The sequence below is a fragment of the Rossellomorea aquimaris genome, assembly GCF_008180865.1.
GTDB lineage: Bacteria > Bacillota > Bacilli > Bacillales > Bacillaceae_B > Rossellomorea > Rossellomorea yichunensis.
Window position 1 is genome coordinate 447081 of record NZ_VTEX01000005.1, and the last position, 12632, is coordinate 459712.

Annotated in this window: 6 protein-coding genes, 21 tRNA genes and 1 rRNA gene; 1 reads left to right on the forward strand and 27 read right to left on the reverse strand. The window is 43.1% G+C overall.

Annotated features, from left to right (window positions below; all coding sequences use genetic code 11):
* Positions 1-295: 295 nt before the first annotated feature.
* Positions 296-1057, forward strand: coding sequence for a TraR/DksA C4-type zinc finger protein (locus FZC88_RS20075; protein ID WP_262371997.1), 762 nt, complete (start codon positions 296-298; stop codon positions 1055-1057).
* A gap of 39 nt (positions 1058-1096) precedes the next feature.
* Here FZC88_RS20075 and FZC88_RS20080 read toward each other — a convergent pair whose 3' ends face one another.
* The 27 genes from FZC88_RS20080 to rrf form a co-directional block, all read right to left on the reverse strand.
* Positions 1097-3502, reverse strand: a complete 2406-nt coding sequence (locus FZC88_RS20080; protein WP_148996183.1) for a glycogen/starch/alpha-glucan phosphorylase — start codon at positions 3500-3502, stop codon at positions 1097-1099.
* On the reverse strand, positions 3492-4937 hold the full coding sequence (glgA, locus tag FZC88_RS20085) for a glycogen synthase GlgA (RefSeq protein ID WP_148996184.1): 1446 nt from the start codon (positions 4935-4937) through the stop codon (positions 3492-3494). Before glgA ends, FZC88_RS20080 begins: the two co-directional genes overlap by 11 nt.
* Positions 4934-5962, reverse strand: a complete 1029-nt coding sequence (locus FZC88_RS20090) for a GlgC family sugar phosphate nucleotidyltransferase (RefSeq protein ID WP_148996185.1) — start codon at positions 5960-5962, stop codon at positions 4934-4936. Before FZC88_RS20090 ends, glgA begins: the two co-directional genes overlap by 4 nt.
* A gap of 39 nt (positions 5963-6001) precedes the next feature.
* A complete protein-coding gene (locus tag FZC88_RS20095) occupies positions 6002-7159 on the reverse strand; it encodes a glucose-1-phosphate adenylyltransferase (RefSeq protein WP_148996186.1) in 1158 nt (385 codons plus the stop codon).
* Between the two features lie 16 nt (positions 7160-7175).
* Positions 7176-9056: a 1,4-alpha-glucan branching enzyme gene (glgB, locus tag FZC88_RS20100; RefSeq protein ID WP_262371991.1), complete on the reverse strand. Its 1881-nt coding sequence runs from the start codon at positions 9054-9056 to the stop codon at positions 7176-7178.
* A gap of 771 nt (positions 9057-9827) precedes the next feature.
* Positions 9828-9899: transfer RNA gene (locus FZC88_RS20105), tRNA-Glu, on the reverse strand.
* Between the two features lie 6 nt (positions 9900-9905).
* Positions 9906-9996 (reverse strand) — tRNA-Ser (locus FZC88_RS20110).
* A 7-nt stretch (positions 9997-10003) separates the two neighbouring features.
* Positions 10004-10078: transfer RNA gene (locus tag FZC88_RS20115), tRNA-Asn, on the reverse strand.
* Positions 10079-10087: 9 nt separating this feature from the next.
* Positions 10088-10164: transfer RNA gene (locus tag FZC88_RS20120), tRNA-Ile, on the reverse strand.
* A gap of 9 nt (positions 10165-10173) precedes the next feature.
* Positions 10174-10247 (reverse strand) — tRNA-Gly (locus FZC88_RS20125).
* Positions 10248-10267: 20 nt separating this feature from the next.
* Positions 10268-10343 (reverse strand) — tRNA-His (locus tag FZC88_RS20130).
* 22 nt (positions 10344-10365) lie between these two features.
* A tRNA-Phe gene (locus FZC88_RS20135) sits at positions 10366-10441 on the reverse strand.
* 51 nt (positions 10442-10492) lie between these two features.
* Positions 10493-10569 (reverse strand) — tRNA-Asp (locus tag FZC88_RS20140).
* 135 nt (positions 10570-10704) lie between these two features.
* Positions 10705-10778 (reverse strand) — tRNA-Met (locus FZC88_RS20145).
* A 36-nt stretch (positions 10779-10814) separates the two neighbouring features.
* Positions 10815-10907: transfer RNA gene (locus FZC88_RS20150), tRNA-Ser, on the reverse strand.
* Between the two features lie 16 nt (positions 10908-10923).
* Positions 10924-11000: transfer RNA gene (locus tag FZC88_RS20155), tRNA-Ile, on the reverse strand.
* 4 nt (positions 11001-11004) lie between these two features.
* Positions 11005-11081, reverse strand: a tRNA-Met gene (locus tag FZC88_RS20160).
* 81 nt (positions 11082-11162) lie between these two features.
* A tRNA-Ala gene (locus FZC88_RS20165) sits at positions 11163-11238 on the reverse strand.
* Positions 11239-11246: 8 nt separating this feature from the next.
* Positions 11247-11323: transfer RNA gene (locus FZC88_RS20170), tRNA-Pro, on the reverse strand.
* 7 nt (positions 11324-11330) lie between these two features.
* Positions 11331-11407: transfer RNA gene (locus tag FZC88_RS20175), tRNA-Arg, on the reverse strand.
* Between the two features lie 70 nt (positions 11408-11477).
* Positions 11478-11566 (reverse strand) — tRNA-Leu (locus FZC88_RS20180).
* A 9-nt stretch (positions 11567-11575) separates the two neighbouring features.
* Positions 11576-11650: transfer RNA gene (locus tag FZC88_RS20185), tRNA-Gly, on the reverse strand.
* Positions 11651-11658: 8 nt separating this feature from the next.
* Positions 11659-11743: transfer RNA gene (locus tag FZC88_RS20190), tRNA-Leu, on the reverse strand.
* Between the two features lie 41 nt (positions 11744-11784).
* A tRNA-Lys gene (locus FZC88_RS20195) sits at positions 11785-11860 on the reverse strand.
* 30 nt (positions 11861-11890) lie between these two features.
* A tRNA-Thr gene (locus FZC88_RS20200) sits at positions 11891-11966 on the reverse strand.
* A gap of 87 nt (positions 11967-12053) precedes the next feature.
* Positions 12054-12129, reverse strand: a tRNA-Val gene (locus FZC88_RS20205).
* A 10-nt stretch (positions 12130-12139) separates the two neighbouring features.
* A 5S ribosomal RNA gene (rrf, locus tag FZC88_RS20210) occupies positions 12140-12256 on the reverse strand.
* Positions 12257-12632: the final 376 nt, after the last annotated feature.

The following is a 12632-nucleotide window of genomic DNA, read 5'->3' on the forward strand; positions in this document are numbered from 1 at the left end:
AATGTATTTTTTTAAATATATGGTAATTTCAATAATTAAAGTTGGACTTATGCATAGAAAGTTGATTGGAGCGGAAGATGCTCGACTCCTGCGGGAATAGCGGGAATGTTGAGACACCGCAGGGCAAAGCCCGAGGAGGCTCAACTCACGCCCGCGGAAAGCGAGCATCTGGAGCGGAAATCAACTACCGCTCGCTAATTGAAAAAGCAACATAAAACAACCTTTTATGTTTTAACAACCCCACTTTCGGATAAAGTATGGTTAGTACATTATTTAAGCGAACATAATGAAGGATGTGAAGAAATTGCTAACAGACAGCCAAAAACAGACACTAAAACAAGAATTGGTTCAACAGGAAAAACAGTTACAAGAACATTTACATCAGGATTTAGATAATCTTCACCATACAAATGAACGTGATAACTCAGGTGAACTCTCCCTTTACGATAATCATCCTGCCGACATGGGAACAGAGTTATATGAACGGGAGAAGGATTTCGCCATAGATGATCACGCCAAACTGGAACTAAATAAAATTCACAATGCCCTGCAGGCGATCGAACAAGGAACATATGGACAATGTAAAGAATGCGGTCAGGAAATTCCTTATGAGCGTTTGGAAGTCATTCCGACCACGCTCTATTGTAAAGACCATTCACCGGAACAATCGACACCCCAGGATAGACCAGTAGAAGAAGATGTGCTGCAGCCGCCTGTTGATAATGAATTCAGGCACGAAACAGACGGAAATGTCCGGGATGACAATGATAGCTTTCAGGAAGTAGGCCGCTTCGGCACATCCGAAACTCCTTCTGACTTCGAAGGGGATTATGAAGACTATTCTGAATTGTATCAGGATGAAGACACATCAGAAGGATTTACAGAGGATTTCGAGTCCTTTGTCGGAACCGACATGGAAGGCTCCAACCGCAAGGCATATCCTTCGAAAACCCATGAAGAATATGAGGATATGCTGGATGAAAACAATATGGAATCCACATTAGGTGACATTCCGTATAAAGATGGCGATGGTTATATTTCTGATAAGAAGAAATAATTTTAAAAAGCTTGGGGAAAATTTTCCCCAAGCTTTTTTCTACTTTATTAAACTCCCTTGTGCAATGCCCCAGATGTCCTTCGCATACTGCTCAATCGTCCGGTCACTCGAGAAATAGCCGGAGTTAGCAATGTTCTGCAAGCACATTCTTGACCAATGCTCTTTATTTTCATACGCTTTTCCTGCTTGTTCTTGAGCCCTGACATAAGAGTCGAAATCCCTCAGGACAAAGAATTGATCGTTCTCCGTCAATAAGGAGTCATAAATGGTTTCAAAATGGTCACCAGCATCAGGAAGTGTATCGTCAACCAATTGATTCAACACCCTCTTGATGCGGGTATCATAGTGAAAATACTCCATTGCATAATATCCACCGTGATGCTGATATTTCATCACTTCATCAGCTGTTAAACCAAATATAAAGATATTCTCTTTGCCTACTTGCTCAAGAATCTCAATATTTGCCCCGTCCAATGTCCCAATGGTCATGGCTCCGTTCATCATGAACTTCATATTTCCTGTACCGGAGGCTTCTTTGCTTGCAGTTGAAATCTGTTCAGACAAATCAGCTGCGGGAATGATTTCTTCAGCTAATGATACCCGGTAATTTTCCAGGAATACGACTTTAATCCGACCTTTTACAAGCGGGTGGTCATTCACCAGATCCGCTACAGAGTGAATCAACTTAATGATTTTCTTCGCATAGTAGTAACCCGGGGATGCTTTTGCTCCAAAAATGAACGTTCGCGGATGAAAATCAAAGCTTGGATCTTCCACACAACGATTATAAAGGTGAAGAATGTGTAAAACATTCATGAGCTGTCGTTTATACGCATGTAGCCGCTTCACTTGAATGTCAAATATCGAAGTAGGATCCACGACGATTCCATTACTTTCAAATATTCGATCTGCAAGCTTCCGTTTATTTTCCTGTTTTACATCATACAGGTCCTTAAGAAACGCCGTATCGTGATGATACTCTTTCAAGTCCGCTAACTTACCTGGATCTTTAATCCACCCATCCCCGATGGAAGACGATATCAGATTCGACAGAGAAGGGTTGCTATTCAATAGCCATCTTCTATGTGTAATTCCATTTGTTTTACTATTAAATTTATCAGGATAATATTGATAGAATAAGTTCATTTCTCTTAGCTTTAAGATTTCAGTATGAATCTTTGCCACTCCATTCACACTAAAGCTTCCTACAATCGCCAGGTGAGCCATTTTCACTTCATCATGGGAGATGATCGCCATATCCTCTATCCGCTTCCATTCACCGGGATACTCCTTCCACAACTCCTGACAGAATCGCTCGTTGATCTCATTCACGATCATGTGAATGCGGGGGAGCAGGGGTTGGAAAATACGGATCGGCCATCTTTCCAATGCTTCTGATAGAGTCGTATGATTCGTATAGGCAAATGTATTCGTCGTGATTTTCCACGCTTCTTCCCATTCAAAGGAATATTCATCAAGAAGGACCCTCATCAGTTCTGGTATCGCGAGGACAGGATGAGTATCATTGATATGGATTGAAATGTTTTCATGAAGCTCCTTCATATCCCCGTTACGATACAGGTAGGAATCAAGAATAGAACGGATGCTTGCTGATACCAGGAAGTATTGCTGTTTCAAGCGCAGGATTTTCCCTTCCTCATGAGTATCGTCAGGATAAAGAAATTCGGTGATCGCTTCAGTATCACGCTTGTATTTCATCATATCTTTACCGGCTTTATAGGCAGCAGGTTCAGCACTCCATAATCGCAGAGTATTGACCGTCGACGTTTCATATCCCACAACAGGCATATCATAAGGAACGGCGGCTACTACTTCTGCATCCACATGGCGAAACTTCAATACATCATTTTCTGTATAGGACTCCACCTTCCCCCAGAAAGGTACTTCGACGGTAAGATCTGACTTTCGAACTTCCCATACATGTCCATGACGCAGCCACTGCTCAGGAAGCTCCATCTGAAAACCGTTGACAATCTTTTGTTCAAATAATCCATGCTTGTAACGGATCCCATATCCATGTCCCGGTAAGTTAAGGGAAGCCAATGAGTCCAGGAAACATGCAGCCAAGCGACCCAGACCACCGTTTCCGAGTCCTGCATCGTGCTCCACCTCTTCCATTTCAGCAAGGTCAATTCCTAAATCCTTTAATCCCTTATCCACAATATCGTAGATTCCTAAGTTCATCAGGTTCTGGCGAAGCAGGCGTCCCAAGAGAAATTCAATCGATAAGTAATACACCTGCTTTTGTTTACTGAACCGGTACTGCTCATTCGTATGAATCCAGTTCATCGAGATGTATTCCCGTATAAGATGACCTAATGTAAAAAACTGATCCTGACTGGTGGATTCAGGAAACGTCTTTCCATACATCATTTCAAGCTTCTTCAGAAACATTTCTTTAAATTCAATTGGATCAGAAAACATGGCTTTCACTCCTTGATACCAGGTCAGCATATAGTTGATTATACTTAAAGGCCGATTGGGCCCAACTATAATCTTTATTCATTGCAGTTCGTACAATATGATTCCATGTTTCCGGATCTTCGTAGAAATACGATAGAGCTCTTCGATACGTGTAGAGCATATCGTGAGCATTAAAGTTCTTAAACGAAAAACCGTTCCCTGTCTTCGTTTCTTCATTATAGGATTCAACCGTATCGTTCAATCCGCCAGTCTCCCGGACAAGCGGAAGGGCTCCATATCTCATGGCAATCAATTGACCCAGTCCGCACGGCTCGAACTTAGAAGGCATCAGGAATATATCACTGGCAGAATAGATCTGTTTTGCCAGTTCCTCATTAAATCCGATTTGCACCCTGACCTTATCCGGATACGTCCATTCCATCTCCCTGAAGAACTGTTCAAACTCCCAATCCCCTGTTCCCAACAGGACAAACTGAACATTTTCCTGAATCATTTCATGAAAGACGCCCCTGACCAGTTCAAGCCCCTTTTGGTTCGTTAACCTTGAAATGATGGATACAAGGGGGATTCCTTCGTCCTCTTCCAGTCCAAGACTTTTTTGCAGATGGCGCTTTGCCTGCTTCTTTCCATGAAGATTGCCGCTGAAATAAGGAAACTCCCCCTCATCAGGATTGTACACTTCATCGTCGATTCCATTGAGGATTCCCAACAATTGGTTATACCGTTGACCAAGGATATTATGAAGCTTTTCTCCATAGTATGGCGTGAGGATTTCCTCTTTATATGTAGGACTCACAGTTGTGACAAAATCCGATGAAATGAGCGCCCCTTTCATGAAATTGATGTTTCCATAAAACTCGAGGTATTCATGGTGAAAATACCTCTCGGAGATGCCTAACAGGTCAGTCATCACCTGTTTAGGGTAAATCCCTTGAAATTGCAGATTATGAATGGTGAACACGCTGCGGATAAATGAATAGCCCGGTCTCTCCTGATACTCGCTTCTCAACAAGAACGGAACCATGCCAGTGTGCCAGTCATGACAATGAATCACATCCGGATAAAAATCAAGAACAGCGATACTTTCCAAGACAGCTCTTGTAAAATACGCGAATCGCTCCCCATCATCAAAATATCCGTACAGACGATCCCGATTAAAATAGTATTCATTGTCGATAAAATAATACGTTACTCCACTTTCGGTGTACTCTTCAATCCCACAATACTGATTTCGCCAGCCGACTGACACGAAAAACTCTTTCTTTCGTTTCATTTTCGAACGAAACTCATGGGGGATTCCACCGTATTTAGGCAGAATCACCCTGACATCCGTCCCTAAACTTCTTAACTCCTTAGGCAGGGCGCCTGCAACGTCCGCTAAGCCTCCAGATTTAATAAAAGGGACACACTCGGATACTACAAATAACACTTTCACGAATTCATCAGCGCTCCTTGAATCATCCCTTTGCGAATGACTATTGGGTTGTTTGGATCTCCGATAAGCTTTACGCCATCCTCGATTTTCACATCTTTATCTAAGATCACATTCTCTAGTACACAGTTATCTCCAATTTGGCTCTTCTGCATAATGATGCTGCCCGAAATCGTTGTATTTTTTCCAACCTTCACCGCTCTGAACATCGTAGAATTCTTCACTTGGCCTTCGATGAAGCATCCATTGGCGATGATGCTATTTTTCACACTTGCAGCCGATGTGTAGCGTGTTGGCGGCTCATCCTTCACCTTTGTATAGATTGGCATATCTTTCTTGAACAGCTCTTTCCAATATGATAAGTTCATTAGCTTCATGCTGGCATCATAGTATTCTTCAATGCAATCAATCGTTTGAACAAATCCATCATGCTCATAGCCGCACACCTTAAAGCCGCTATCCATGTCCTCTACGACATCCTGCATACATGTATAGCCTGTTTCACGTCGCTTCTGGATCAAGTCAATGAGTGTACTTGTTTTCACCAGGTACATGTCTAAAGAGTTTCCGTTATGACGCATTTCCGTTATATCACAGCCGATTCGTATATGGCGTTCAAGGACCGGTTGGTAGTCAATATTACATAACGTAAAGCAATTGCTGATCAATGCGTATTCCTGTGTGCTTCGATTAAAATAGTCCAGGTGATGGGCGAAGTGATTAAATGACCCCACACCCTCTTCACTTGCTTCCAAGCCTGGTGCAGGGAAGAAAAACAACCCATCACGCTTCCGGTTCAGATCCCAGTTCTTCCCCGATCCAAGATGGTCCATAAGGGAACGGTATTGAAACTTAGGGAAAATCGCAACGGAACCAATATCTGAATTCACCATATTGGAGAGCACAAAGTCGATCAGGCGGTATCTGCCCGCAATCGGAAGGGCTGCTAATGAACGATGTAACAGTAAATCCTCCAACGAATCATAGTAACTAGTAGCATCAATAACGCCAAGCATAGTATTTTTCAAAACACTTCCTCCTCTTATGTTGTTATGTGGTCTTCAACCTTACACTTTTTCTTGTTCCAGTAGTGTTTCAATGAATGATTCTGTAACCAAAATGATTTCATCCGATCCTTCTTCCGGCATAATGCATAGGCCGCTCGGAACCTTGACATTCGACGGCACGATTGCCTGCTCGATATAGGCGTTTTCCCCAATGACAGCATCCGGCATAATGACTGAGCGACTGACATGCGCTCCCTTTTTCACTGTGGTTCCTTGGAACAGGACGGACTTGCGAATGGTACCTTCAATCGTACAACCTTCGTTCACAAGAGATCCTTCCACAGAAGCTTCTTCAGAAATATATTGAGGCGGTTCATTTGGATTAACCGAATACACTCTCCAATCGTGATCGAACAGATTCAGCTCATTTTCCTCATCAATCAAGTCCATATTGGCTTCCCATAGGCTCTTAACCGTCCCGACATCTTTCCAATACCCTTTAAACGGATAAGCCATCAGCTTCTTCTTCTCATCAAGAAGCAAAGGGATAACATCTTTTCCAAAGTCATGGCTGGAATCGGGATTACGCTCATCCATCTCCAAATAATCTTTAAGCACTGAATAATTGAAGATATAGATACCCATCGAAGCTAGATTACTCTTTGGAAAAGGCGGTTTTTCCTCGAACTCTGTGATTCTCATTTCCTCATTTGTGTTCATAAGACCGAACCTGCTTGCCTCATCCCAACCTACTTCAATCACAGAAATCGAGACATCCGCTTTCTTCTCAATGTGATAATCCAGCATTTTGCTGTAATCCATCTTGTAAATGTGATCTCCAGATAGAATCAATACATATTCAGGATCATATTGCTCAAGATAATTCATATTTTGATAGATTGCACTTGCCGTTCCCGTATACCAGCGCATCTCTGATGATTCCGCATAAGGCGGCAGTACGGTCACTCCACCATTTTTACGATCAAGATCCCATGCACTTCCTATCCCGATATAAGAATTAAGTACTAAAGGTTGGTACTGAGTAAGGACACCCACCGTATCAATCCCGGAGTTAGTACAATTGCTCAATGTGAAATCTATAATGCGGTATTTCCCTCCAAACGGTACAGCTGGTTTTGCCAGGCTCTTTGTCAATGAGCTTAACCTGCTCCCTTTTCCACCTGCTAATAACATCGCTACACATCTACCTTTTCCCATCCTTTTCTCTCCCCTTTCAATCTATTGGTTTTAAATAAACGGCTGCGTATGGTGGGATTGTCATTTCCACATATCCATCTCTTCCATGGTACGACTCATTGTGCACGGTAAGAGGCAACGGATTCACCTGATGTGATCCACCAAATCGTTCATCATCGCTATTCCAAATTTCTTCATAAGAAGAAACCTTATTCACACCCACCTTATACTGGTGATACACATGAGGGCTGAAATTACAGATCACTACAAGATGATCTCCCTTCTCTTTCCCATTTCTGATAAAAGAGAAAATCTGCTGTTCTCTATTATCCACGTCCACCCATTCAAAGCCTTCTGAACGATGATCCATTTGGAATAATGGTTCAGCACCTTTATATAAATGCATAAGCTCTTTAAAATATGAATTGAATTTGTGATGAAATTCGTAATCCAATAAATGCCAATCCAACTCCTCTAAATCCTTCCACTCTGAAAACGGGGCAAGTTCACTTCCCATAAATAGAAGCTTCTTACCTGGATGAGCCATCATATAGCTCAGGAGCAGCCGGTATTGAGCGAATTTCTGCCAGTAATCACCGGGCATTTTATTCAATAATGACTTCTTCCCATGTACCACCTCGTCATGGGAAAACGGAAGCACATAATTCTCTGAATACGCATATAACAATGAAAATGTTATAAGAGAATGTACATGTCTTCTTTCAGACGTATCTGTTTCCATATATTTAAGGACGTCATTCATCCATCCCATATTCCACTTATAATTAAAGCCAAGTCCTCCATAGTGGACAGGGGACGTCACCTGTGGCCAGTCTGTAGAATCCTCTGCTATCATCAATATCGAAGAGTCATACTCAAAAACAGCCTTATTCAAGTTTTTTAGAAACTGTAAGGCTCCCTCATTGGGAGCGAGCTCTCCCTGGTTTGCCCAGTAAATGATATTGGCCACTGCATCAATCCGGAAACCATCAATATGATACAGATCCATCCAGAAACGTGCATTCGAAATCAGGAAGCTTCTCACTTCCCCCTTGCCTAAATCAAAATTTGCCGTTCCCCACGTATAATTCTCACGGTCCCGTTCCTCTCCATACTCATAAGCAAACGAACCATCAAATTCATATAACCCGTGGGCATCTTTACAAAAATGACCCGGGACCCAATCCAGAATCACGCCAATATTATGTAAATGACATTCATTTACGAACGCCATCAATTCATGAGGTGAGCCGTAGCGACTAGTCGGAGAATAATAACCAGTACCCTGATACCCCCAAGAACGATCAAACGGATGCTCCGTGACAGGCAGCAACTCAATATGTGTAAATCCTTGTTCTTTCACATGAGGAATTAATTGCTGAGCTAATTCCTTATAAGAAAGAAATTTACCAGCTTTCTTCTTCCATGTGCCTAAATGCACTTCATAAATTGCCATAGGCTTGTCATAGACCGTCGAACTGGCTCGATCCTCCAGCCACTTCTCATCCTCCCAAGAAAATCCCTGCAGCTCATACACCACGCTTGCAGTATTTGGACGCTTCTCAGAAGCAAACCCATATGGATCCGCCTTCAGTTTCTTCAACCCTGATAGAGTGGTAATCTCGTACTTATACGTTTCACCCGATAGATCCCCATCAATGCGAATTGTCCATAAACCTTCGTTATTCCGCCGTGTAAGTTCATACCCGGCTCCATTCCAATGATTAAATGATCCAACCAATGAAACATGTCTTGCTTTCGGTGCCCAAACGCAAAATTCTGTATAGGTCCCAGTGGAATCTCTTCTCACATGTGAACCCATAAACTGATAGGCCTGCTGCAAATTTCCCTCATGAAACAAAAAAACATCATAATCTGATATGGTCATTGCGTTCATCATCTCACCTACATTTTTCAATCTACTTACTACTTTCTTTCAACTTCATCAAAATCCTCTTTATTATCGTCGCTCAATTACGACAATTTCCTACATACTTATGATAAAACGGTTCACTTTTGGAAAGTATTACTAAATGGTAAGGTTTACATTGGAAGAACATAGGGGAAACGTGTTGAATTCATAGCGGAATTTGTCGAAAGTTTTTAAATTAAAAAAAGTGAAATTTACGGGGAAATGCAGAATAATTCCGGTATTATGTATCGTTTTTGGCTGGTTGTGCGAAGGATGGGCGTGTCGAATTAAGGAGCAATTAGGAATGGATGTTGGAATCTGGCAGTCACTTGCTTAGGGTGGATGAAACCTTTTTTAATGGACAATAATGGAGAAACCATGCATGAGGAGGTCGGGGTTATTGAATACTTTGAGAAGATTATTGGGGAGATTTAAGTGATAGTTGATGCATTTTTTTCTTCGAGGATCACTGACTGATGTTCCCTCAAATCCTCCGTTTATTGTATTGAAAAATTTGAACTGAAAAGAAGAGTATAGAAGTTGATAATATAATAGGGAAAGTCGATAATAAAGCGGGCAATGTCGATAATATATCCCTCGTACAGAAGTAGAAGCATTCTTTCACATGTAAAACCGCTTATTTTAGTTCCGATTTGGCTCCACATTCAATTAAATCTCTTCATTTAGTCATGTTTTTAATATATTTTTAATAAAATGACCACTAATTCTAATTTGTACAATAAAAAAAGACTATCAAAAATGATAGTCTTTTTTAAATGACCCATACGGGATTCGAACCCGTGTTACCGCCGTGAAAGGGCGGTGTCTTAACCGCTTGACCAATGGGCCATAATATGGCGGAGAAGGAGGGATTTGAACCCTCGCGCCGGTTGCCCGACCTACACCCTTAGCAGGGGCGCCTCTTCAGCCACTTGAGTACTTCCCCATATGATTGGCTCCGCAGGCAAGATTCGAACTTGCGACCGATCGGTTAACAGCCGATAGCTCTACCACTGAGCTACTGCGGAATAATGAAATGGTGGGCCTAAGTGGACTCGAACCACCGACCTCACGCTTATCAGGCGTGCGCTCTAACCAGCTGAGCTATAGGCCCATAAATAATTGGAGCGGGTGAAGGGAATCGAACCCTCATCATCAGCTTGGAAGGCTGAGGTTTTACCACTAAACTACACCCGCACTATTTATATAAGAAAATATGGGGCGACTGATGGGAATCGAACCCACGAATGCCTGAACCACAATCAGGTGCGTTAACCACTTCGCCACAATCGCCATAATGTCTTCAAATAGAAAATGGTGGCTCAGGACGGAATCGAACCGCCGACACATGGATTTTCAGTCCATTGCTCTACCAACTGAGCTACTGAGCCTTACTTAGAGTAAAATATTTAATTCTGAACCATAATCTTATTAAAAGAAAATGGCGGTCCGGACGGGACTCGAACCCGCGACCTCCTGCGTGACAGGCAGGCATTCTAACCAACTGAACTACCGGACCAGAGTTTTTTGACGATAGTCAAAATAACTTTCATTATTTGCGTAAGCAAAATAGGTTTCATTATCTTGACGACAGTCAAAATAACTATCCATGCGTGACTCTTCAAGGAATATCCTTCCTTAGTCAAAAATGGTATTGCGGGGACAGGATTTGAACCTGCGACCTTCGGGTTATGAGCCCGACGAGCTACCGAACTGCTCCACCCCGCGACGATATAAATATGGAATTTCCCATGAAAGGAAATATGGAGGAGGAAGGGGGATTCGAACCCCCGCGGGCTGTTACACCCCTGTCGGTTTTCAAGACCGATCCCTTCAGCCGGACTTGGGTATTCCTCCGTATTAAAATGGTACTTGGTGGACCTTGTAGGACTCGAACCTACGACCGGACGGTTATGAGCCGTCTGCTCTAACCAACTGAGCTAAAGGTCCCTTTTGGTAGCGGCGGAGGGGATCGAACCCCCGACCTCACGGGTATGAACCGTACGCTCTAGCCAGCTGAGCTACACCGCCAAGATACTTTTAATATCAAATTAAATGATAGATGAACTTCTCAAATATCCCTGAAGTTTATTTTACTTTCGTAAAAAAACTTGGTGGAGCCTAGCGGGATCGAACCGCTGACCTCCTGCGTGCAAAGCAGGCGCTCTCCCAGCTGAGCTAAGGCCCCAAATAAGATGGTCGGGAAGACAGGATTCGAACCTGCGACCCCTTGGTCCCAAACCAAGTGCTCTACCAAGCTGAGCTACTTCCCGATCTATATGGCGCGCCCGAGAGGAGTCGAACCCCTAACCTTTTGATCCGTAGTCAAACGCTCTATCCAATTGAGCTACGGGCGCATAGTTCTATTATTGTTCTTTATTTGCTGATTCAAATTAAGGAAGATTATTTTGCTTGTGCAAAAAATCTTGGTGCCGAGGACCGGAATCGAACCGGTACGGTAGTCACCTACCGCAGGATTTTAAGTCCTGTGCGTCTGCCAGTTCCGCCACCCCGGCAAAATCTTCTGGAGCGGAAGACGGGATTCGAACCCGCGACCCCCACCTTGGCAAGGTGGTGTTCTACCACTGAACTACTTCCGCAAAATGAATGGTGCGGGTGAAGGGACTTGAACCCCCACGCCTTGCGGCGCCAGATCCTAAGTCTGGTGCGTCTGCCAATTCCGCCACACCCGCATGATATAAATGGAAAGATATTTTGCTGACGCAAAAATCTTTGGTGAGCCATGAAGGACTCGAACCTTCGACCCTCTGATTAAAAGTCAGATGCTCTACCAACTGAGCTAATGGCTCATCTGAAAAGATGATATTTAAAACCAAAAATGGTGCCGGCAAGAGGACTTGAACCCCCAACCTACTGATTACAAGTCAGTTGCTCTACCAGTTGAGCTACACCGGCATATTTAATTTTTCATATGAAGTCTTAATGGAAAGTTACTTCACAGAAGCAGTTAAAGGAGAGATATTTTGCTAACGCAAAAATCTTTGGTGGAGGATGACGGGATCGAACCGCCGACCCTCTGCTTGTAAGGCAGATGCTCTCCCAGCTGAGCTAATCCTCCAAAATATAAAGCCTGGCGACGTCCTACTCTCACAGGGGGAGATCCCCCAACTACCATCGGCGCTGAAGAGCTTAACTTCCGTGTTCGGCATGGGAACGGGTGTGACCTCTTCGCCATTGTCACCAGACTATTTCTTGTCTCTTTCAAAGGACAAGTATTATTATATCGTGTAGATATAATTTTTCAAGGCTTATTTTATATTTTCGTATAAAATTTATTCCCTGAAAACTAGATAAAGAATTGATGTCAAGAAAGCCGAATACCGACCAATTGTTGCATCTACTTCTTCAAGTAGATACCATTCCAGCTCCGGCGGCTAGAGACTCGAGGTCATTTCAGTTCAATCAGCTGAGGGTAAAAGGCACCCTCTTCTGATTGCCCAGAAATGCTTGTCGTCTCTGTTCAAGCCGCCTCCGCTTTATAGTGTGGTTAAGTCCTCGATCGATTAGTATCAGTCAACTCCACATGTCGCCATGCTTCCATCTCTGACCTATCTACCTAGT

What these genes read in the sequence shown, in the direction of transcription:
- FZC88_RS20080 (WP_148996183.1), bottom strand. Translation starts at nt 3,502, where the DNA reads ATGTTTTCTGATCCAATTGAATTTAAAGAAATGTTTCTGAAGAAGCTT.
- FZC88_RS20095 (WP_148996186.1), bottom strand. Translation starts at nt 7,159, where the DNA reads ATGGGAAAAGGTAGATGTGTAGCGATGTTATTAGCAGGTGGAAAAGGG.